This is a genomic window from Thermostichus sp. OS-CIW-30, assembly GCF_054060215.1.
Map to the genome: position 1 here is coordinate 98929 of NZ_JBSSCZ010000007.1, position 20509 is coordinate 119437.

The window sequence follows — 20509 nt, forward strand, 5'->3', positions numbered from 1 at the left end:
GGCTCGGCAGGCCGTAGAGGGGGGGATCCAGACACAAAGGCAGAGATCGCGGTTTTCCCATTTTAGGTTTGGCGGGGATCCCCGTAGGTGGGCTGCTGTCACCTTCTCCGGGAGAGGATGAAGATCCTTTTCTGAAGGTTTGGCCGGCCTTTTCAAGCCCAATCGAGCAGGCTGGTGGCTGTCTCCGAGGGTCGCCAGGCTGAGCCAGCAAGTTAAGATGTGTTACGGAATCCGTTGGGGCATCTATGGGCGCAACACCGGTAGTGACAATAGCAGCGAGGCAGGATGGCTTGGGTTCTGGGGCTGTCTCCATCCCTCCGGCAGATCTGGGGGTGGTTCCTGAGCCAAGCTTGCGTTACGACCCAGAGCAGTTGGCCAAGCAATATCGAGGGCGCTGGGATCTGGTGGTGCGGCGCCTGTTTCAGTTGATCACCCCCTTTTTGGGCTTGTTGGCCTGGGTGTTTTGGGATCGCTGGCGGGGAGTAGAACTGAAGAATCGCCCGAAACATGCGGCCCGGCTACGGGAGATCCTCACGGAATTGGGGCCGACAGCCATCAAAATCGGCCAAGCCCTCTCCACCCGTCCCGATCTGGTTTCGCCCCTGTTTCTGGAGGAGCTGGCCAAACTGCAGGATGAGCTGCCCCCCTTCGAGAATGCCATTGCTTTTGCCCTCATCGAGTCGGAGATCGGCAAACCCATAGACAAAATCTTTCGAGAGATCAGCCCTGAACCGATTGCCGCCGCCAGCTTGGGGCAAGTGTACCAGGCCTACTTGCACAGCGGGGAGAAAGTCGCCGTCAAGGTGCAGCGGCCCGACTTGATTGGGCGCATCTCTCTCGACATGTATATTGTCCGCAGCCTGGCCGCCTGGGCCAAACGCACTTTCCGCCGCATCCGCAGCGACCTGGTGGGCATCGTCGATGAGTTTGCCGGGCGCCTCTACGAAGAAATGGACTACACGCAGGAGGGCCGCAATGCCGAGCGGTTCCTGGCGCTGTACCGTCACCCCTCCATCTACGCTCCCAAAATTTACTGGGAGTACACCCGCACCAAGGTGCTGACGATGGAGTGGATTGATGGCATCAAGCTGACTCAGGTTGACAAAATCGCTGCTGCGGGGCTGGATGGACGGCACTTGATCGAGATCGGTGTCAATTGCTCCCTCAAGCAGCTTTTGGAAAATGGCTTTTTCCACGCCGATCCCCACCCGGGCAACCTCTTGGCCATGTACGACGGGCGGCTGGCCTATATCGATTTCGGCATGATGAGCACCATCGCGCCCCATCAGCGCTACGGCCTGATCAAGGCGATTGTGCATTTGGTAAACCGAGACTTTGCCGGGCTGGCCCAAGACTACGTGGACTTGGAGTTCCTGGATCCAGATACCGACCTGACTCCCATCATCCCTGCTCTGGAAGCTGTCTTCGCCGAAGCGATGGGCAAATCGGTCTCCGAACTGAATTTCAAGAGCATCACCGATCGGCTCTCGGGGGTGATGTACGACTTTCCCTTTCGAGTTCCCGCCTACTACGCCTTGATCATCCGCTCTTTGCTCACCCTGGAAGGGATCGCCATCGGCCTGGATCCCAACTTTAAGGTGTTGAGCGTGGCCTATCCCTACGTGGCTCAGCGCCTGCTCACCGACCCGGCCCCGGAGCTGCGCGTATCTCTGCGGGAGCTGCTGTTTAACCAGGGGCAATTTCGCTGGAACCGCCTGGAGAACCTGCTGCGCAACGCCGTCAACAGCGAGGATTTTGACCTGCAGGGATCCCTGGAAAAGGCCGTTGATTTTATCTTTTCTGAGCGGGGCGCTTTCCTGCGGGAGCGCCTAGTGGATGTGCTCTTTTCCAGCTCCGGATCCCAGGGTGGCTCAGATGGCTTGGCTCATTTGCAGCGTCTGTGGGAACTCCTCAGCAGCAACCCGAGCTTTCAGCCGCTGCAGCTTCTGCCGATTGTTGCCAAGGTGGCTGCCAAACCGGAAGCTCAACAACTGGGCCGTCAATTGGCCTCCCGCTGGTTGCAACGCTCGGCAGCTCGCCTCATCCGCGACCTGCTATTGCCGGATACAGAAAAGCCCAGTTCACCCTCTTCCCTCAACGGGCGTGGCGGGATCCCTGGGCCAGCAACCTCTGCTTCTACCGCTCAACTTCCCCTTCCGGCCTAGCTCAGGTGCTCTTGGGGGGCAGTATCGCTGTTGGGGTTAACAGAGGCCAGAGCCAGCGTAATCCACTCGGAAAATTCATCGCGGCGGAAAACCTGGGGGCGGGAGCGGGGGCCAAAACGCAGCAGGCTGGGCATGCCGTGCTCCTTGAGTCGAGACTGTAGCCAGGTGCCCACACCGGTTTTGCCATCGTTGGGCATTTCGGTTTGGAAGTCACTGTACATCAACAACAACTGGCTGCGAGATTGGAGCACCGCATTCTCTTGAATTAACTTCGGCAAGGAGAGATGGGTGGCTGAGACTGACCCTTTGCTCCCTTTGGCCGATTCACGACGACGGTCGCGCGGGCGCGGGTTAGTGCTTTCACGGCTCTTGCGGGTTTTGGGTTCACTAGGCATAGAATCTCCTAAACGACAGAGTGCTCCCCAACGGGGGTTAAAGCGGGAACTCGCAGGCCAAAAGCCGAGCCCGCTGTGAAAGTGGCTCGATGGGTACAGTTCTGGAGAATCGCTGAGAAGAGGGACACCTGCTCTTGAGTAAGCGAAGAAGAACTGCGCTGAGCCGGCACGAAAGGCTGGGATCCCTTCGGCGCAACAGCAGTCCACAGCGGGCCGAGCTCCTGCCAATACATCCAAGGCCTGCCCTTGTTTTTCCTGTCGGAGGCCAGTTTGGCTACCACGAATCCGCAGGGCAAGCAAGCCCGGATGTTACCCCTATATTGACTTAAAAATGGACAAGTGGACAGTCCCTGGCCGAGAATTTAGCTGCTGCGGCGGGAGCTTCGGAAGGAACTAGGCTTGCCCGCCGGTGGCGAGTATCGCTGAGCTACGGGAGCAGCCTCCTACTACACCTGGAAGCGGTTGTTGGTGGTGTCCAAAAAGGAGTTTCACTGGCTTACTGAGATACTATGCGCATTGCCATTGTCGGGTTGGGGTTGATTGGCGGATCCCTGGCCCTCAAACTGACCGAAAAGGGATATTCCGTCTGGGGGATAAGTCGCAACCCGGCCACCTGCAAACAGGCTCTGGAAAGGGGCGCTGTTCAAGGCTGTGGAACAGAGTTGGCCCAGTTGGCCCGCTTTGACCCTCAAAGGGTGCTGATCTGTACCCCTCTGGAGCAGGTGTTGGCCACCCTAGCCGCCCTGGTGCCTTATTTGTCGGCAGAGACCGTGGTGAGCGATGTCGGCTCGGTTAAGCAGCCCATCGTTGCTCCGGCAACCGAATTGTGGCCCTTGTTTGTGGGGGGGCACCCCATGGCCGGCAAAAGCCTGCAAGGGATCCAAGCGGCAGAAGCTGACTTGTTTCGGGGGCGGCCCTACGTGCTCACTCCCACCGCCGAGACCCAACCTCAGGCTCTCGATGCGGTGAAAGAACTGATTGCTGCTGTTGGCGCAGAAGCTGTCCTCACGGATCCCGCACGCCATGACCGAGCGGTGGCCTGGATCAGCCATTTGCCAGTTATGGTCAGCGCCAGTTTGATCGCAGCGGTTAGCCAAGAAGGGGATCCCGCGATTCTGGAATTGGCCCGCACTTTGGCCAGCAGCGGATTCCGCGATACCAGCCGTGTTGGCGGAGGGATCCCGCAATTGGGTTTGGAAATGGCCCGCCACAACCGACAGGCGCTGCTGACTGCCCTGCACAGCTACCAAGCCCAGTTACGACAGATAGAGCAGTTGATCGCTGGCGAAAGGTGGGACGAATTGCTCCTGGTGCTGCAACGAGCTCAACAGGAATGGCAGCAGTTCCCCGTCAACCATCCTCGCGAAATTCTCCACAACCTGGGCGGTGGGAATGGATAGCAAAGATATCTTGAACGGGCTCGGGGATCCTTCATGCTACCTTGGGCTTATGTTGACAGATTGAGCTTATGTTGAATGCGGCTCAGCTCTGGCTTTACCACCTAGAACAATGGGCAACTGAGCTGGTTCAGTTTCAACTGCAGCACCTTTCTCCCGTCAGTCTGTTGGTGGTGGGTCTGGCGGGCTTGCTCACCAGTCTTTCCCCCTGCACGTTGTCTATGCTGCCGGTGACCATCGGCTACATCGGCGGCTACACCCCCGCTTCTGAGGAAACGGCTGGGGAAGGGCGGCGGCAAGTTTGGGCTCAATCCCTGGGTTTTGCGGCTGGCGTGGCTTTTACCCTGACCCTGCTGGGTTTGTCGGCAGCTTTGCTGGGTCGCGTTTACGGACAAACGGGATCCTTTGGGCCCACTGTGGCGGGGGGAATTGCCATCTTGATGGGGCTGAACTTGTTAGAGGTGATCCCCCTGCGTTTTCCCGATGGGTTTAACCGCCTCGAGATTCCCCGAGAATGGCCCAGGCTGGGTCGGGCAGTGTTGCTGGGGTTAACCTTTGGCCTGGTGGCCTCTCCCTGCAGTACGCCGGTTTTGGTGGCTTTGCTGGCCTGGGTTTCCACCACAGGGCAACCCTGGGTAGGAGGCGGGCTGCTGCTGGCTTACGGGCTGGGATTGGCCTTTCCTCTGCTCCTGGCGGGGGTGTTTACCGGAGCGGTGAAGCAACTGTTGGCCCTGCGGCGCTGGTCGGGCTGGCTCACCTACGCCAGTGGGGTGGTGTTGGTGGGGTTCGGCAGCGTAACGATCCTGTCGGCCTGGGTCTAAGGGATCCCTGCTGCTGCAGGCTAAGATGGGGCTACACCTACAGCACCCTGTTGGGGACTGCACCTTGCCTGGCAAGAGCAGCGGTCTGAATCTTAAGCTGACAAACTTCTCATGGTCATATACTCTCTCCCGCTTGCCCGCTGGGTTTCCTCGCTGCGGCGGTACTTTCGTCATGAGCTGCTGCCGCTGCTGGCGGATCTGCGCCTGGCCATTGGCCTTTTGTTGGCGATTGCGGTTTTGAGCGCCACCGGCACGGTAATTGAGCAAGAGGAAACAGCGGCTTTTTATCAAGCCCACTATCCGGAGCATCCGGCCCTGTTTGGCTTTCTCACCTGGCGGGTGATCCTGAACTTGGGATTGGATCACGTCTACCGCACCCCTTGGTTTCTGGCTATTTTAATCCTGTTCGGCAGCAGCCTTATCGCCTGTTCCTTTACGCGCCAGTGGCCAATGCTCAAGGTGGCTCGCCGTTGGAGCTATCTCACCCGCCCGCAGTCTTTTCAGCGCCTGCCCTTTTGGACTTATCTGCCCCAACAATCCTTACAAGGGCTGCCGCAGCAGTTGCGTCGACAGGGCTATCTGGTGTTTCAGGAGGGCCATTACCTCTACGCCCGCAAGGGGTTAATCGGCAGGATCGGCCCCATCTTGGTGCATGTCAGTATGCTGCTGATCTTGCTGGGGGCCATTTGGGGCAGCATTGGCGGCTTCAAGGCCCAAGAACTCATTCCCAGCGGCAGCGTGGCTTCCATTCAACACTTGACCGGAGCGGGAGATCTGGCTCGCGCTCACTTGCCTACCTGGCAAATTCGGGCCAATCGCTTCTGGATTGACTACGCTGCCGATGGCCGGGTCAAGCAGTTTTATTCCGACCTCTCGATTTTGGATCAGGGTCAGGAGGTTAAACGTCAGACCATTTCCGTCAACCATCCTCTCTCCTACCGGGGTGTGACCCTTTACCAAGCCGATTGGAGCATCGACAGCATCCGCATCCGCATCAACAACAGCCCCACTTTTCAAATCCCGGTGGTGCCGGTGCGTACCGAGGCAGGCAACAAACTCTGGGGCGCTTTTGTGCCCACCCAGCCGGACATGAGCCAGGGACTCACGCTGCTGCTGCCGGATTTGCAGGGGACAGCCCTGCTCTACGACACTGAAGGGCAATGGATGGGATCCCTGCGCCAAGGCATGAGCTTGGCCCTCGACGAGGTCGCTCCCCAACGCTTCCCCAACCCCCTCACTCTGTATCTGGATGAGGTGATCGGCGCTACCGGACTGCAAATTAAATCGGATCCAGGGATCCCTGCGGTGTATCTCGGATTTGGCCTGTTGATGGTGGGGGTGGTGATGAGCTACTTCAGCTACAGCCAAATCTGGGCTTTGCAAACGGAGACGGGGCTCTACTTGGGGGGCAAAACCAACCGGGCCTTGGTCACCTTCGAGCGAGAATTCGACCGCTTGGTGGAGCAACAAAAGGTCGCCTTCTCTCTTTCCCAGATCCCGGTGGAAGCTGAGATTGGCTAGACGCAGCTTTTTCCGGCGAAACCAGCCTCCTGCCCAATAGGGATCCCATGAGGTTGAAAGCCCTCATTTGATTTTCCTTGCCACACCCTAAAGTTCTCTGGAAGGATGTATACAATGCAGGGATCCAGTGGCCAGTCAGGGGGATCCCTTGGGTCGGGCTCATGGCTTGAGTTTGAGGGAATGTTCTCGGGTCATCCAAAGTGAGAGGGAACTTGAGAAAAATGCAAACTACTGTTTCAGTTTCCACACACTTCTCCACATCCGGAAAGCTTGCTTAGAGATTGAGTTAGAGTGTTTCCAGTCGGTTCCTGCAGTATGCTGCCTTTTCAGGAGGGCAAGACATGAAAGTTGGAGATCGGGTGCGGGTGCGTACCAGCGTGATTGTCTATCACCACCCGGAACATCGCAATCAACCTTTTGACCTCAAAGGTATGGAAGGGGAACTGAAGGCCGTGCTTCGAGATTGGAATGGCCGCCCGATCAGCGCCAACTTTCCCTTTCAGGTGCAGTTTGACAACAAGTTCCGTGCGCATCTCCAAGCTGATGAGCTAGAGGTGGTGGAGTCGGCTGGTTCTGGAGAGTCTGCTGAGACGGCTGCCTAGTTGAGGCCCAACAGCGTGCGGTTGGTTTCCAGAATTGGCCTGATCAACTTGGCTTCCTCGGGGGTGAGGTAATTGGCTATCACTTCTTGTAGGAAGCGATAGGTGGCCTCGCAACTGCGTTGGGTGCGGAAGGCCCGCATTAAGGTCTGGAACCAGTAGAGAAATCGATCTTTGTAGCGTTGCTCATCGTCCAGGAGCATGGCCAAAGCCGAAAGGCGCAGAACCCGAACGGTGTCAGCTTTCCACTTGTTGCTAAAGTCTTCCACCCCTCGCATGAGCAAGTAGGGATCCAGCGCGCGCATTTTCATCTCCACATCCCGGATGATCTGGGCCTCCGCCGCCTGAATCTTGCGATAGGCGCTCAGGCGTAGGTCAAAGGAGGCTAGGTAGGTCTCCATGAACTGCAGCTCTTCATCCCTGAGATACCGTCCGTCGGCAGCGATGCTCAGTTCGCGCAGTTGAGTCAGCATAGGGATCCCTGGGCAAGCTGGAATGAGAATGGAAAAAACACCACCTATCCTGGCTGACGGCACAGCCTTGGTCCCTCAATCCTATCCCCAAACTCCTGGCCAGAAGAGGGGAATTGCAGGGATCCCCGGCAACCCTCTCAGCTAGAAATCGCAGGAGCCCCGCACTGTACCCGTAGGGTCAGTGCCGGGAGGAATGCGGAAGTTATGATAGAACCATGACCCAAGTCCTGACCGTCTCCTGCAAGCTCAAGGTAGCCCAGTCGCAAGCCGCCAAATTGGACGCGACTTTGGAGGCTTTTGGCCAAGCCTTGAATTGGGTCAACCAGAACACGCCGGAGAAGATCGTCAACGCGGTCAAGCTGCAATCCCTTTGCTACTACGAGATTCGAGCCCGGTTTGGCTTGTCCAGTAACTTGGCAAGGACTACGTCCCGCTTACGCGACCAACAGGTGTGCAGACGGGTAGCGGGTTCCCGCAAAGTGGCTAAGCAGAAAAAGCGTCCCGTCAAGGAGTTTAAGAGCGGCTTTGTTACCTACGACGCCCGTATCTTTTCGTTCCGTCAAAAAGACTGGACGGTGTCGCTCACCACGGTGGAAGGGAGAGAACGCTTTGAACTGGCCATTGGCAACTACCAGCGTGGGATGCTGGCTGGTTCCAACCCCAAATCTGCCACCCTGGTCAAGCGCAAAGATGGCTCCTACTACATCCAGATTTGCGTAGAGAAAAAGCCACCCAAGCAACAAGATACCGACAAGGTGATCGGGGTGGACTTGGGAAGGACAGATATTGCCCATACATCGGAAGGAGATAACTGGAATGGACAGCAGTTGAACAGAGTCCGAGACCACTACTCCAAGCTGAGGGCGGTACTCCAACGCAAAGCCAGTAAGGGCACACGCAGTTCGCGGCGCAGATGCCGTCAACTGCTGCAACGGCTGTCTGGCAAGGAGAGGCGCTTTCAGGCGTGGGTCAATCATCGCATCTCCAAAGCTATTGTCTCTAGGGCAAAGACCACAAACAGCGCTATTGCCCTGGAAGACCTGACAGGGATCCGTGAAAGAGTCAATCAACAGCCGCGCAACAAGGCCGAACGGCGCAGAACCAACAGTTGGGCGTTCTACCAGCTACGCCAGTTTCTGGAATACAAGGCGAGAGTTGCAGGGGTTTCTCTGGTTCTTGTGCCGCCTGCTTACACGTCGCAGACCTGTCACAAGTGTTTACACATCCATCCCGATCCTGCGCAATCCTACCGCAGTGGAAAGAAGTTTAAGTGTGGGCACTGTGGATGGGAAGGGGATGCGGATTTGAATGGTGCAAACGTAATTGCGCTCTTGGGGGCTGCCGTAAACCGGCCTAGAGGTTCGGGCCTGTTTTGTTCTCTGGTAGAGCAGAGCAGGCTCAGGGCTACTGAAAGCCCGCTCCGTACCGCTTAGCGGTCGGAGCCGGGTAGTTTACTCAGGTTAATATTAATTAACAGTCTGTTGCTGCAAGAACCCACTCGACCCCAGATTGTTACCCACAAGTCGCCATCTGCGAGTTCGATTCAAAAACACCCTTTGGGAGGAAACACTTCCGTGAGTCAGAAAGGTAAAAACAAGAAATGGAGAAGCGCGGGGTTATATGCGCTACTGGCCATCGTCTTGATCTCTTTAGCCACCACCTTCTTGGGTACCCGCCCGCCTGAGCGTTTGGAGATCAGCTACTCCGACCTGATCAGCCGCGTCGAACGGGGCGAGGTCAGCAAAGTTTTGGTGGAGACGGCCCCGGATGGTCGCCAGGTTGCCATCGCCGAGGCAGAAATCAACAACCGCGCCACCCAAGTGCAGGTGAATCTGCCCCCCCTTACCCCCGAGTTTGAGAACACCCTGGTTGCCAACGGGGTGGAGCTGGCCGTGCGTCCTGTCCAAGAGGAGGGGCTACTCGGGCGCATTCTCAGCACCTTCTTCCTGCCAGTTTTGCTCTTGCTGGGGCTCTTTTTCCTGCTGCGGCGGGCTCAAAATGGCCCAGGCAGCCAAGCTCTCAACTTCGGCAAATCCAGGGCACGGGTGCAAATGGAGCCGAAAACCCAAATTACCTTCAACGATGTGGCCGGCATCGATCAGGCCAAGCTGGAGCTGGCAGAAGTGGTGGATTTCCTGAAAAACTCAGAGCGCTTCACCGCTTTGGGAGCCAAGATTCCCCGCGGGGTGCTGCTGGTGGGCCCGCCCGGCACCGGTAAGACCCTGTTGGCCCGCGCCGTAGCCGGAGAAGCAGGTGTGCCCTTTTTCTCCATTTCCGGCTCCGAGTTTGTGGAGATGTTTGTTGGGGTCGGCGCTTCTCGCGTGCGGGATCTGTTCGAGCAGGCCAAGCAAAATGCTCCCTGCATCGTCTTCATCGATGAAATTGATGCAGTCGGTCGCCAGCGGGGAGCTGGCTTGGGAGGTGGCAACGACGAACGGGAGCAGACCCTGAACCAGTTGCTCACCGAGATGGACGGTTTTGAGGGCAACTCCGGTATCATCGTCATTGCGGCCACCAACCGACCGGATGTGCTGGATGCGGCGCTGCTGCGGCCCGGTCGCTTCGACCGCCAAGTTACGGTGGATCGCCCCGATTTTCAGGGCCGGCTAGAAATCCTCAAGGTGCATGCCCGCGGCAAAACCCTGTCTGCCGATGTGGATCTGGAGAAATTGGCCCGCCGTACCCCTGGGTTTACCGGTGCCGATTTGGCCAACCTCCTGAACGAAGCAGCCATTCTGGCAGCCCGCCGCAACCTCACCGAGATCTCCATGGACGAGATCAACGACGCGGTGGATCGGGTGTTGGCCGGCCCAGAGAAGAAGGATCGGCTGATGAGCGAGCGGCGCAAGGAATTGGTGGCCTACCACGAGGCGGGCCATGCCCTGGTGGGATCCCTCTTGCCCAACTACGATCCCATCCAAAAAGTGACGATCATCCCCCGGGGACAAGCAGGTGGCCTCACCTGGTTCATGCCCAGCGATGACGACATGGGACTAACCACCCGTGCCCATCTGAAGAACATGATGACTGTTGCCTTGGGTGGGCGCGTGGCCGAAGAAGTGGTCTATGGAGAGTCGGAGATCACCACAGGGGCAGCCAGTGACCTGCAGCAGGTGGCCCGCATCGCCCGCAACATGGTGACCCGCTTTGGCATGAGCGACCGACTGGGCAATGTGGCCCTGGGCCGCCAATACGCCAACATTTTCCTGGGCCGGGAGATCGCCGCAGAACGGGATTTCTCGGAGGAAACAGCAGCCCTCATCGACGAAGAGGTGCGGCGGCTGGTGAACGAGGCCTACCAACGGGCTACCTACTTGATTCGAGAAAACCGCGCCCTCTTGGATCGGATCGCCCGTCGTTTGGTGGAGGCCGAAACCATCGATGGGGAAGAGCTGCAGGCCATCATCGACAACTCTGAGGTGGTGATGTTGCCCCCCGAAGAGGAGCCAGAGCCGCTGACTCTGCCTATGGCCGTCAACGCTGGCGCCTAGTCTCTTGTCCCCAAGCTCAAACTTGGGATCCCTGCTTTTCCTCTTGAGGAGAGAGGGATCCCAATGTTTTGTATGATTTGCGCTGGGAGAGGGGGAGTCCACCCTAGCCGGCAACAGCCGAACCCAACAAAGTCCGGCTCGCCTCTGCTTCCAGGGGCTGAGGCTCGTAGATTTTCAGCACGTACTCCGCTACCATGCGGTCGGTGTTGAAAACGGGGTTGAGCGTGCGGATCGCCTCCTTCATGCGGGCAATCCAACGACGTGGGATCCCTTTCTCATCCCGGTCGTAGAACATGGGGATTACTTCATACTCCAACAAGTCGTAGAGGGAGTTGGCGTCCAAGTCGTCTTGGGCAGCGGGATCCAGACCTTCGATTTCTTGGCCAATAGCCCAGCCATTGCGACCGTTGTAACCCTCCGGCCACCAGCCATCCAGCACCGACAAATTCAATCCCCCACTGAAGCCCACCTTTTGCCCTGAGGTGCCAGAGGCTTCCAGAGGGCGTCGCGGGTTGTTCAGCCACACATCGACCCCCTGCACCAAATTGCGACCGACATAGGCATCGTAGTTTTCGATGAAGGCGACCCGGTTGGCCACCTCAGGCCGGTTCGACCATTCCACCACCCGCTGGATCAGGCGCTTGCCCCCTTCATCCCGCGGATGGGCCTTGCCGGCGAAGATAATTTGCACAGGGTACTCTTTGTTGGTGAAGATGCGGGTAATTCGCTCCAGATTTCGCAGGATCAAATCTCCTCGCTTGTAGGTGCTGAAGCGACGGGCAAACCCAATCGTCAAGACCTTGGGATCCAGCAACTGGTTGACCGCTTGGATGCGCTCATTGCTTTCGCCGCGATTGCGCCGGGCCCGCAACACCCGGTGACGGGTGAAAGACACCAGCCGCTCCCGCAGAGCTTCTTTGCGCCGCCACAGTTCTTCATCTGGGATCTCTTCCACCTTGGCCCACAGTTCCGGGTCTGACACCCGCTCCGGCCAATCGGGGCCCAAGTACTGGTCGTAGAGATTCCAGAAGAGGGGGGAAACCCAGGTACGGGCGTGAACCCCATTGGTAATGGAGCTGATGGGCACCTCATCCACCGATCGCTCAGGGTAGAGCACATGCCACATTTCGCGAGAAACCCGTCCGTGGAGCTTGCTTACGCCATTGGCTGCCCGCGCGTACCGCAAAGCCAGCACCGTCATGTTAAAGCGCTCCCAGGGATCCCCGGTGCGCCGAGCTCCCAAGGCCAAAAATTGTTCCCGCGTCAGGCCCAGTTGTGGCCAGAAAGAGGCAAAAAAGGCATCCATTTCATTGGGGCTAAAGGCATCGTGGCCAGCCGGCACTGGTGTATGGGTGGTAAACACGCATTTTTCCCGCACCTTGGCCTCCGCCGTCTCGAAGGGGGTGCCCCGCGCCACTTCCTCCCGCAGCAACTCCAGCGTTAGGAAAGCAGCGTGCCCTTCATTCATGTGATAGACCATGGGATCCAAACCCAACTGGCGCAGCAGGCGCACCCCACCGATGCCTAGAATGCACTCTTGGGCAATGCGAGTATCGGTGCTGCCCCCGTAGAGGTGGGCGGTAATCCAGCGATCGATGGGGTCGTTCTCCGGCAGGTCGGTGTCCAGCAGAAAAAGAGGTACCCGGCCCACGTCTGCTCGCCAGGCACGCGCCTTCACCAACCGCTGCCGCATCGCCACTTCCACCAACAGAGGGCTGCCATCCGGCTGACGCACCAAAGTCAACGGCAGAGACTCAAACTCAGAGTCTTCATAAAGCTCTCCCTGCCAGCCATTGTTGTCCAGGCGCTGCTGGAAATAGCCCTGACGGTAGAGCAATCCGACGGCCACCAGGGGCACCCCCAAATCTGAAGCCGACTTGAGGTGATCGGCAGCCAACATACCCAGCCCGCCAGAGTAGGTGGGCAAAGACTCGTGCAAGCCGTATTCGGCACAGAAATAGGCAATAGGACGCTGCCAGTCGTAGGTTTTCATGGTGCGCTTGGCCCAGGTATCCTCAGCCGTCATGTACTGCCGATAGGACTGCACCATCCGGTTCAACGTGTTGAGGTAGTTCACATCGGTGGCCAAGGCTGCCAACCGCAAGTAGGAAACCTCCTCCAGCATGCGCACCGGGTTGTGGGAGGTTTTTTCCCACAGGGCGGGATCCATTTCCCGGAAAATGGTGAGGTGATCGGGGTTCCAGGTCCACCAATAGTTGCGGGCGATCTCGCACAGGGGCGTGAGCGCTTCCGGCAGCACCGGACAACGTTCGGGAAAAGCAGGAGCTAAGGTGGCAATGGACATAGGACAGATACCTGGGGTTAAAGTTATGGGCTCGAAAAAGAAGAGGTAGATGTCGATGCTGGTAAACGTATCTCAATTATTATTGAGCCGATCCTGAGGATTCTGAGGGGGGAATTCAAGATCTCTACAAAATCTTCAGGGGACGTAACCCAAATTTTCCAGGGCTTCTCCCGATCTTGCCACAGCAGCGCGGAGCCTTCAAAAACAGGGGTCGCAGGCAGGCCAGCTTTCGATTCCGGCAGAAGCTGCCCGTCTAGAAGCTGCCCGTCTATCGTAAGAGATGGTGCAACGTTAGAGTTAACTCAAAGTTAACAAAATCTACAGAACCCCAACGAACCCTTGGGGAACCCCTCCGGTTCAATTAAAATGCTGCTTCTCATAAGCTCTTAAAAACTGCAGCTACTTTTGCTACCAATCGATGATTTTGTTGGCTTCTCCTTGAAGTTGAGCCTTAACGTCCTTCCACCACTGCCAGACTGGTGTTGCGGTAGTAGTGGCTGAGGATCTGTTGGTAAGAGTAGTTTTGGCTGGCCAGGGCGGCAGCTCCCCACTGGCTCATGCCCACCCCGTGCCCGTAGCCCCGCCCATGAATCTCAAAGAAAGCTGGGAATGTCCCTGCCACAGGAGCCAGGCTGGCCGTAGTGGCGGCCTCCCCGCGCGGGCTAATGGCAATCTTTGTGCTGCGCAACCCAAGAGCCCGACGAAAATCGCCGGCATTGAGATCTCTGATCCCTTGGGATCCCGTCAAGCGCACCGTGATTGCCCGTCCCCACGGGGAGCTGCGCAGTACCTCCACAGAACGAATGGCACCGATCCCGGCAGCCAATTGCTGAATCTGTTGGGCAGGAACGGTGGCCGTCCAGCTAAACACCGGTGAGTGCTGATCGAAATCCGGCACCCCCTGTAAGTAGGGCCGCGATTCTAACCAGACGTTGCCTGCATCATCTGTATGTCCCCCCGCAGAGGAGTGGAAAACCGCATTGATCAACTGCCCCTGGTAGATGAGAACCTGCCCGGCGGTCTCACGGGCAGCCGCTTGGGTACGGCTGGATTCGGCAGCCACTCCCTTGTAAACCTGCCAATCAATCCCGTTTCCTAAGTCAAAAGGCTGCTGGGAACGGCGACTGCGGTGGTAGAGGGCATAGGTGCGGGAGGCCACGGCTTGGGCTTTAAGAGCCTCCATGGGAAAACGGTGTCCCATCTCGCTGCCCACCACGCTGGAAACGTAGTCCTCCAAGCCAACTTGGTTGATGGCAATCACCCCACGCTCGCCAGGGATCAGCTCCACCAAGCCACGGTACCAATTCTGGTCGATAAACACTAACCCATCGGAGGTGGTGGGCTGTAGGTAAAGACGTTCTCCCTGTTGGCCGGCCAAACTGACTGCTGAACCCGAACGGCTGGCCTGCAGCGGTTGCATGGCCTGAACCTCTGCCAGCGGCTGTCCCTGGGCATTCAATAGGCGGGCTCCGGTAGAGCTGCCGACGGTGACCTGGGGCTTGTTGACGGCAATACCTACCCGCAGCAGCACCCGTGCCTGCACCGGAAAGGTCAAGCACAGCCAAGCCCAAACCAGAAGGGCAATACTCCTAAGCCAAGCTGATGGGAGAGGAGAAAAGGAGAGGGCAATAGTCACACACCAATCCTCTGTGAAAGACTACCCGCCGCTGGGCATAGCCAGCGAGGGATCCCAGACAAGTCGGGTTTTGAGAATCCAGGCATAGGGCCGACGCACCCTCAACAACCCAAGCGGCCACCGTTGGGCTCAAGAGATCCCGCACTCGGAAAGCCTTTTTTGAGGCTGGTGCGGGATCCCGGGCAAGGGCCAGCCGAACCCGTTATGACAGTATCAAAAACATCCTGCAGATGCACGACTTCAACCCAGAATTTTCCGCCCCCAGTCCCTCGGTCAGGATTCAGCCGGCTCAGAGGGGATCCCGCGCCGGCGGCAAAACCACTGCTGCAATAGGCGGCGACACTCGGCCTCGCAGACTCCGCCGATGACCTCCGGGCAATGGAAGCTGGCGGCAGAAGCTGGCAAATTGAGCACGCTGCGCAGTGCTCCGGCCTTGGGATCATCGGCGCCGTAGATTACCTGGGCCAGCCGCGATTGGCTGATTGCCCCCGCACACATGGGGCAGGGCTCCAGGGTCACATACAGCCGACAGCCCTGCAGCTGCCAATCGCCCAAGCGCTGCCCTGCCTGCCGTAGGGCCAGAATCTCCGCATGGGCCGTGGGATCCCGATCCCGTTCCCGCCGGTTGCTGCTCAAAGCCAGCAACTTTTCCCCTGGCCCCACCACCAGAGCGGCCACCGGAACCTCTCCGGCTTCTCCCGCTTGCTCAGCTTCTCGCAAGGCCAACTGCATCCAGGCGCGGTGGCGCTGCCACAGATCCCACCCTTGCGGCTCGGAGGAATGGAGCATACTCGGATCCCCGATCATTTTGGGCGTTTCGAGCACTGCCTCTGTCCGCAAGATTTGCTAGGGTAAGCACACATACCCCGAACATCCAAAAGTAAAGAGTAGGAATAGATAGAATAGACCAGGAGTGAACTGGGTCTTGATGGCGTAAGTCGGGGGAGCGGGTTCACGCCTTTTGAGTCTTGGCGATACGGCTTAGCTTTGGGAGGGAGCATGGCGCGGATTCTACGGCATACACTTTTGGCGATGGCTCTGTTTGGTGGAGGCGTCGCAGGTGGGGTCTGGCTATCGTCTCGAGCGGGGCAGGAGTGGTTACAGCAAACTCCCCTGATCACTTGGACGCGACGGGCCAGTGAGGGAGTGGGATCCCTTTTGCCCTGGTCTGAGCCCCGCCCTGAGGCTGCGAATTCTGCTCCTCCCGCCGATGCTGTCCGGCCTTCCAATTTTATTGCTGCAGTCGCCCAAAAGGTCGGCCCAGCGGTGGTGCGCATCGATGCCACCCGCACTGTGTCGAGGGGGGTCAACCCAGAACTGTTCAACCAGCCCCTGTTTCGCCGCTTCTTTGGAAATCAGATACCGCAGTTGCCGCAGGAGTTTCAGCAGGAGGGCACCGGATCGGGCTTTATCATCGACGCCAGTGGCCTGATCCTCACCAACGCCCATGTGGTGGAAGGCAGCGAGCGGGTCAGGGTTCACCTGCTGGATGGGCGCACCTTTGAAGGGGAGGTGAAGGGCTCAGACCCGGTTACCGATATCGCGGTGATCAAGATTGAGGGGGAGAATCTGCCCACGGTTACTTTGGGCAACTCTGACTTGGTGCGACCGGGGGATTGGGCCATCGCCATTGGCAACCCGCTGGGCCTGGACAATACCGTAACTGCTGGGATCATCAGCGCCGTCGGGCGCTCCTCCGGGCAAATTGGGGCTGTCAACAAGCGGGTGACTTTCCTGCAAACGGATGCGGCCATTAACCCCGGCAACTCGGGTGGCCCACTGCTGGATGCGGAAGGGCGTGTGATTGGGGTGAATACGGCCATCTTCCAGCGAGCTCAGAGCGTCGGCTTTTCCATCCCCATCAACCGCGCCATGGAAATTGCCGAGCAATTGATCCGGAATGGTCGGGTAGAGCACGCTTTCTTGGGCATTCGCATGATCACCCTCAACCCCGACATTGTGGCCCGCCTCAACCGCGACCCCGCTCGTCCCACCACGCTGACAGTGGAAGAAGGGGTCTTGATCGGGCAGGTGATTTCGGGATCCCCGGCTGAGGAGATTGGCTTGCGGGAGGGGGATGTGATCACTGAAATCAATGGGCAGGCCATCCGCGATGCCGAACAGGTGCAGCAGTTGGTGGAAGCCGCTGGGGTGGGCAATACGCTGACGCTGCGGGTCATCCGCGATGGACAAGCGCGCACCTTCCAGGTGAAAACTGGAGTGCTGCCCGTAGACTTCTAAGCAGTTTTATGTGCCGTCAATTTGATCCCCGTGACACAATGGCCCTAGAGGCGGGGGTCAGGTATGGCTTGGGCAGTTGGTGAACAATTGCAAGGGGGACGCTACCGCATCGAGGCCGTTTTGGGGGAGGGGGGCTTCGGCATTACCTACCGGGCCTGGGATAGCGTTCGTGCCGACCAGGTGGTTATCAAAGTTTTGAACGACAGCCTTCGTGAGGATCCCGACTATCCCCACTTCCAGCAGAACTTCATGAACGAGGCGCTGCAACTGGCCCGCTGCCGCCACCCCCATGTGGTGAAGGTGGAAGAGGTGATCTGGGAGCAGGAGCGCTGGTGTATTGTGATGGAGTACATCCGCGGCCAGACTCTGCACCAGCTTCTGCGGCAAAAAGGGCCGTTGCCCCTGCCGGAAGCCCTGCGCCTGACGCGGGAGGTGGGATCCGCCCTGATGGCCTTGCACGAACAGGGGATCCTGCATCGGGATGTGAAGCCATCCAACATCATGGTGCGGGAGGGATCCGGGCAGGCAGTTTTGATCGACTTTGGCCTAGCTCGCGGCTACACCCAAGGTCTGATCCAACGCCACACCTCCTACGGCACCGATGGCTATGCTCCTCTAGAGCAATACGACAGCTTGCGCCGCCGCGGCGCCTTCACCGATGTCTACGCCTTGGCAGCAACCCTCTACACGGCGCTGACGGGGATGGTGCCTATGTGTGCGCCAGTGCGGGCCACAGGCCGCCAGTTGGATACCCCTCGCAGCCTTAACCCCAACATTCCCGAGGTTGTGGAGGCTGCCATTCTCAAAGGGATGGCTCTCCACCCAGAAGAGCGCCCGCAAACCATGGCCGAGTGGCTGGCACTGTTACCGGCAGAAGCCTCTCAACAAGGGAGGAAGCCGGTTGCTTTTGAGCCAGCCATCCGCACCCAAGAGCTGAGGGAGCTGGAGCAGATCTTGGCCCAGCCTCCAGAACCCCAAGACGAGCTGGAACAGCTCCTGTCCCGGCACTCGGCGGAAGAGCTAGAGCAACTGGTGGCACCTCCCACCCCTGCCACTGCCAAAAAAGCTGGAAGAGAAGAGGGATCCGGATCCCTGATTTTTCCTGAGGTCTGTCCAGAGGAGAGAGGGAAGGGGGGATCCCTGCCCGGAACTCTCTCTTGGCCAGAGTGGGTGGGGGAAGCAGCCCCTGCCTTGCAAGGTCTGTGGGATCGGCTGCGAGCGGGGCAGTGGGGGGAGGCGGATCGCTGGACGACAGCCCTGATGCTGAAGCTTGCTGGGCGCTCGCAAGTGGGCTTTTTTGATCCCAAGGATGTTCAGGCCTTCCCCTGCCCCATGCTGCGGCTGATTGACCAACTGTGGGTGCGGGCCAGCCATGGGCGCTTTGGCTTTAGCGTTCAAAAGCAACTGTGGCAAGGATGCGACCCCGGAGGAACCTCAATAGGCAGATCGCGATCCTTCTCCGCCTTGCCCCGCGAAGAGTGTATGGGGGAAGCCGTGGGTTGGCGGATCCAAGGTCGCTGGCTGGGGTACGGCGAGCTCAAAACCAGCCTGGATGCACCGCCAGGACATCTGCCTGTCGGCTTTTTTTGGGGCTACTCGGGTGGCTTGCGCTCGGCGCTGCTGACGCTGGATCGAGTGGTGCTGAAAAAGCTAAAAGCCTGTTTCTAAAAAACCTGGCTTGAAATGACTAAAATGGGTAGCCATCAATTCTTGAAAGGGGAGATGCTCTTTTCTTGTGGGTTTTCGCGAATAGCTAGACCCAAGTGAATCAATGCCGTCTCAACGGTATTGACCTGCTCTGCTAAAGTTTTCCACCCTCTTGCCTTTAAGCCATAACATTTGCCAAAGTAAGCTCGAGCTGCTGCAAAGGAAGCAAAGGTTTTTTTAAGAGTCGCTACGGTCCAGGGCTTGGCATTCAGCCGCAGCCAATTTCGTTGACCTTGCTGCTGTTGCTCGGTGATGAGTTGGTCTGTCAAGCTAACAAGCTCAGCATAGTTGCGCCGCGAGGTCGCGATTGCCGTTTCAAGACTCTCGATGAGACCCATGGTTGTTCTCCTGAGGCAACTTCCCTTGATAAGACTCCTGTTCTTTCTCCTGAAGCAACTTTCTAGAACCGGCAGAGAGCAAGTTGGTTTCAAAAACAGACTTGATGTTGTTCAGGTAACTTTGCAATAAGCTCTTAACCCATAGGATGGGAATTTGGTTTACCGCATTCTGAAGCTGGTCGAAGAGATGCTTGAGCTGCTTCAGAGCTACGATAGCATGACCGAGAACTTCTTGCGCTTGAAGCTGCTCTTCCACAAGCTCTCTCATTCTGTTGGCTAGCCGCTGATTCTCAAGTTCTTTCTCGGTGAGCAAACTAAGAGCTGCTTCCTCAGTCTCGACTATTTTAAATTCAAGTTTTTGGTTCTGCTCTTCCAGAAACTCAATCTGCTTAGTTAGTAAATCCGCCTCAACCCTAAAGCTAACACCTCTATTCGCTGGAAAGCTAATAAGTAGGTCGCTGTACTCTTGCTCTTGAAGCTACAGCTCTCTGAGTACAGGCTCTGCTAGTTCGGATAAGACTTTGTGAGCTAATCCTACTTTCAAAGTATCTCCGCCGCCGTGTCCGGGAATAGGAATTCTTAAATCACCCCGAACAGCCTGCGTGCTATGTCTGGCACGTCGCTGAACAATTTCCCAGCCCCACTCTTTTGCTTGACGCAAAATATCCCGTTTTCGCCAATTCCTTGGAGCCTGAATAATGGCTTGGATATTTCTCTGCTGCTCTATAATTTCATTTCGCCTCTTGATGAGATACCCTAGCTCTTCTTCGTCGGACATATGATAACATCCTTAGATGAGACTTTCACACTTAGCCTATCCGGTCTTTACGGAGACTAGGGGAAAGTTATGCGGCAAAGCCTTACATCTCAAAAAACATTGATACTAAGAAATATTTTGTAGCTTTGTCCGCGATCTTCCTCAGTAATTCCCAGGACAATCTAGAGGCAGTCAGACTTGGTTCTGCTTGCGAAAAAGGGTGAGTGGCTGGGGTTGGGGAGCTTACAGCCGGCTTGGAAGGGCCAAAAATCACCTGCCGGTGGGCTGTTCCGCGAATACTCAGGCGGCCTGCGCACGGCGCTGCCGATGCTGAAAAGGCTAAAAGCCTGCCTCTAAAAAAACTCCCCTCTCCCAGAGGAGAGGGGTCAGGGGCGAGGGATCCAAGAGCCTTAGTAGCGATGCACCAACTTGTTGATGGGCTTGAAGATGTCCGCCTCAAACTTTTTGCCCTTGAGCATGCGGTTCCAATAGAGCCAGGGTAATAGATGCACCTTGGCTAGGTACATGGAGTAGCGCTCCCGCGTTGGGTCCAGGGGGAAGGAGGGAGCTAGGTCGTGTTGATCTTATGTTAGGATAGAGAGAATAATTTATAGAGGAAAGAGGATGAAGTTGGTTTTTTTAGATGAAAACAAATGGCAGAAG

At 57.5% G+C, this 20509-nt stretch carries 17 protein-coding genes and 1 pseudogene; 9 read left to right on the plus strand and 9 right to left on the minus strand.

Going from position 1 to position 20509, the window contains the following annotated elements:
* Positions 1-245 precede the first annotated feature (245 nt).
* Entirely contained in the window at positions 246-2165 is a 1920-nt protein-coding gene (locus ACVWZF_RS04510) for an ABC1 kinase family protein (protein WP_011432269.1), read from the plus strand.
* Here ACVWZF_RS04510 and ACVWZF_RS04515 read toward each other — a convergent pair.
* Complete coding sequence (locus ACVWZF_RS04515) at positions 2162-2560, minus strand: hypothetical protein (protein WP_011432270.1); 399 nt, start codon at positions 2558-2560, stop codon at positions 2162-2164. The two genes, ACVWZF_RS04510 and ACVWZF_RS04515, sit on opposite strands and share 4 nt — an antisense overlap.
* A 509-nt stretch (positions 2561-3069) precedes the next feature.
* Between ACVWZF_RS04515 and ACVWZF_RS04520 the strand changes: the two genes are divergently transcribed.
* From ACVWZF_RS04520 to ACVWZF_RS04535, 4 genes are all read left to right on the plus strand, one after another.
* A complete protein-coding gene (locus ACVWZF_RS04520) occupies positions 3070-3960 on the plus strand; it encodes a prephenate/arogenate dehydrogenase (RefSeq protein ID WP_457410957.1) in 891 nt (296 codons plus the stop codon).
* Between the two features lie 68 nt (positions 3961-4028).
* Positions 4029-4778: a cytochrome c biogenesis protein CcdA gene (locus tag ACVWZF_RS04525; protein WP_457410959.1), complete on the plus strand. Its 750-nt coding sequence runs from the start codon at positions 4029-4031 to the stop codon at positions 4776-4778.
* Between the two features lie 111 nt (positions 4779-4889).
* Positions 4890-6299 (plus strand): cytochrome c biogenesis protein, encoded by a 1410-nt coding sequence (locus ACVWZF_RS04530; protein ID WP_457410961.1) that lies wholly within the window; start codon positions 4890-4892, stop codon positions 6297-6299.
* 341 nt (positions 6300-6640) lie between these two features.
* The gene (locus tag ACVWZF_RS04535) at positions 6641-6901 is read left to right on the plus strand and encodes a ferredoxin-thioredoxin reductase variable chain (protein ID WP_414349997.1); all 261 of its coding nucleotides are present in this window, start codon (positions 6641-6643) and stop codon (positions 6899-6901) included.
* Here the strand turns inward: ACVWZF_RS04535 and ACVWZF_RS04540 are convergent.
* Positions 6898-7371, minus strand: coding sequence for a globin family protein (locus tag ACVWZF_RS04540; protein ID WP_414407847.1), 474 nt, complete (start codon positions 7369-7371; stop codon positions 6898-6900). The two genes, ACVWZF_RS04535 and ACVWZF_RS04540, sit on opposite strands and share 4 nt — an antisense overlap.
* Positions 7372-7586: 215 nt before the next feature.
* Here ACVWZF_RS04540 and ACVWZF_RS04545 point away from each other — a divergent pair, with 215 nt between their 5' ends.
* Together ACVWZF_RS04545 and ftsH are read left to right on the plus strand one after the other, a co-directional pair.
* Positions 7587-8804 carry an RNA-guided endonuclease InsQ/TnpB family protein gene (locus ACVWZF_RS04545; protein ID WP_457410964.1) on the plus strand — a complete coding sequence of 406 codons (1218 nt, stop codon included), beginning with the start codon at positions 7587-7589 and terminating at the stop codon, positions 8802-8804.
* A 141-nt stretch (positions 8805-8945) separates the two neighbouring features.
* Positions 8946-10862, plus strand: coding sequence for an ATP-dependent zinc metalloprotease FtsH (ftsH, locus tag ACVWZF_RS04550; protein WP_457410966.1), 1917 nt, complete (start codon positions 8946-8948; stop codon positions 10860-10862).
* A gap of 103 nt (positions 10863-10965) precedes the next feature.
* On the opposite strand, the gene glgP is transcribed toward ftsH, so the two are convergent.
* The 3 genes from glgP to ACVWZF_RS04565 all read right to left on the minus strand — a co-directional run bounded on the left by glgP (position 10966) and on the right by ACVWZF_RS04565 (position 15592).
* Entirely contained in the window at positions 10966-13167 is a 2202-nt protein-coding gene (gene glgP / locus ACVWZF_RS04555; protein WP_457393624.1) for an alpha-glucan family phosphorylase, read from the minus strand.
* Between the two features lie 451 nt (positions 13168-13618).
* Positions 13619-14803 (minus strand): SpoIID/LytB domain-containing protein, encoded by a 1185-nt coding sequence (locus tag ACVWZF_RS04560; RefSeq protein ID WP_071818140.1) that lies wholly within the window; start codon positions 14801-14803, stop codon positions 13619-13621.
* A gap of 273 nt (positions 14804-15076) precedes the next feature.
* Positions 15077-15592, minus strand: coding sequence for a nucleoside deaminase (locus tag ACVWZF_RS04565; protein WP_011432282.1), 516 nt, complete (start codon positions 15590-15592; stop codon positions 15077-15079).
* A gap of 210 nt (positions 15593-15802) precedes the next feature.
* On the opposite strand from ACVWZF_RS04565, the gene ACVWZF_RS04570 reads away from it, so the two are divergent.
* Both ACVWZF_RS04570 and ACVWZF_RS04575 read left to right on the plus strand, forming a co-directional pair.
* Entirely contained in the window at positions 15803-17044 is a 1242-nt protein-coding gene (locus ACVWZF_RS04570; RefSeq protein WP_457394995.1) for an HhoA/HhoB/HtrA family serine endopeptidase, read from the plus strand.
* A 63-nt stretch (positions 17045-17107) separates the two neighbouring features.
* Entirely contained in the window at positions 17108-18712 is a 1605-nt protein-coding gene (locus ACVWZF_RS04575; RefSeq protein WP_457394998.1) for a serine/threonine-protein kinase, read from the plus strand.
* Between the two features lie 35 nt (positions 18713-18747).
* Here ACVWZF_RS04575 and ACVWZF_RS04580 read toward each other — a convergent pair whose 3' ends face one another.
* The 4 genes and pseudogenes from ACVWZF_RS04580 to ACVWZF_RS04595 form a co-directional block, all read right to left on the minus strand.
* Positions 18748-19089 carry a hypothetical protein gene (locus ACVWZF_RS04580; RefSeq protein ID WP_414331053.1) on the minus strand — a complete coding sequence of 114 codons (342 nt, stop codon included), beginning with the start codon at positions 19087-19089 and terminating at the stop codon, positions 18748-18750.
* A complete protein-coding gene (locus ACVWZF_RS04585; RefSeq protein WP_457395002.1) occupies positions 19067-19402 on the minus strand; it encodes a hypothetical protein in 336 nt (111 codons plus the stop codon). The genes ACVWZF_RS04580 and ACVWZF_RS04585 overlap by 23 nt, the downstream gene beginning before the upstream one ends.
* A 165-nt stretch (positions 19403-19567) precedes the next feature.
* Positions 19568-19867, minus strand: a complete 300-nt coding sequence (locus tag ACVWZF_RS04590) for a hypothetical protein (protein ID WP_457395005.1) — start codon at positions 19865-19867, stop codon at positions 19568-19570.
* A 389-nt stretch (positions 19868-20256) separates the two neighbouring features.
* A pseudogene (locus tag ACVWZF_RS04595) lies at positions 20257-20409 on the minus strand (NAD(P)/FAD-dependent oxidoreductase); the annotation flags it as partial.
* Positions 20410-20509: the final 100 nt, after the last annotated feature.

Excerpts from the sequence above, each read along its gene's own strand:
- ACVWZF_RS04545 (WP_457410964.1), top strand. The coding sequence starts at position 7,587 with ATGACCCAAGTCCTGACCGTCTCCTGCAAGCTCAAGGTAGCCCAGTCG.
- ACVWZF_RS04565 (WP_011432282.1), bottom strand. The coding sequence starts at position 15,592 with ATGCTCCATTCCTCCGAGCCGCAAGGGTGGGATCTGTGGCAGCGCCAC.
- ACVWZF_RS04580 (WP_414331053.1), bottom strand. The coding sequence starts at position 19,089 with ATGGGTCTCATCGAGAGTCTTGAAACGGCAATCGCGACCTCGCGGCGC.
- ACVWZF_RS04510 (WP_011432269.1), top strand. The coding sequence starts at position 246 with ATGGGCGCAACACCGGTAGTGACAATAGCAGCGAGGCAGGATGGCTTG.
- ACVWZF_RS04570 (WP_457394995.1), top strand. The coding sequence starts at position 15,803 with ATGGCGCGGATTCTACGGCATACACTTTTGGCGATGGCTCTGTTTGGT.
- ACVWZF_RS04575 (WP_457394998.1), top strand. The coding sequence starts at position 17,108 with ATGGCTTGGGCAGTTGGTGAACAATTGCAAGGGGGACGCTACCGCATC.
- ACVWZF_RS04515 (WP_011432270.1), bottom strand. The coding sequence starts at position 2,560 with ATGCCTAGTGAACCCAAAACCCGCAAGAGCCGTGAAAGCACTAACCCG.
- glgP (WP_457393624.1), bottom strand. The coding sequence starts at position 13,167 with ATGTCCATTGCCACCTTAGCTCCTGCTTTTCCCGAACGTTGTCCGGTG.
- ACVWZF_RS04525 (WP_457410959.1), top strand. The coding sequence starts at position 4,029 with ATGTTGAATGCGGCTCAGCTCTGGCTTTACCACCTAGAACAATGGGCA.
- ACVWZF_RS04520 (WP_457410957.1), top strand. The coding sequence starts at position 3,070 with ATGCGCATTGCCATTGTCGGGTTGGGGTTGATTGGCGGATCCCTGGCC.
- ACVWZF_RS04535 (WP_414349997.1), top strand. The coding sequence starts at position 6,641 with ATGAAAGTTGGAGATCGGGTGCGGGTGCGTACCAGCGTGATTGTCTAT.
- ACVWZF_RS04590 (WP_457395005.1), bottom strand. The coding sequence starts at position 19,867 with ATGTCCGACGAAGAAGAGCTAGGGTATCTCATCAAGAGGCGAAATGAA.
- ACVWZF_RS04530 (WP_457410961.1), top strand. The coding sequence starts at position 4,890 with ATGGTCATATACTCTCTCCCGCTTGCCCGCTGGGTTTCCTCGCTGCGG.
- ACVWZF_RS04540 (WP_414407847.1), bottom strand. The coding sequence starts at position 7,371 with ATGCTGACTCAACTGCGCGAACTGAGCATCGCTGCCGACGGACGGTAT.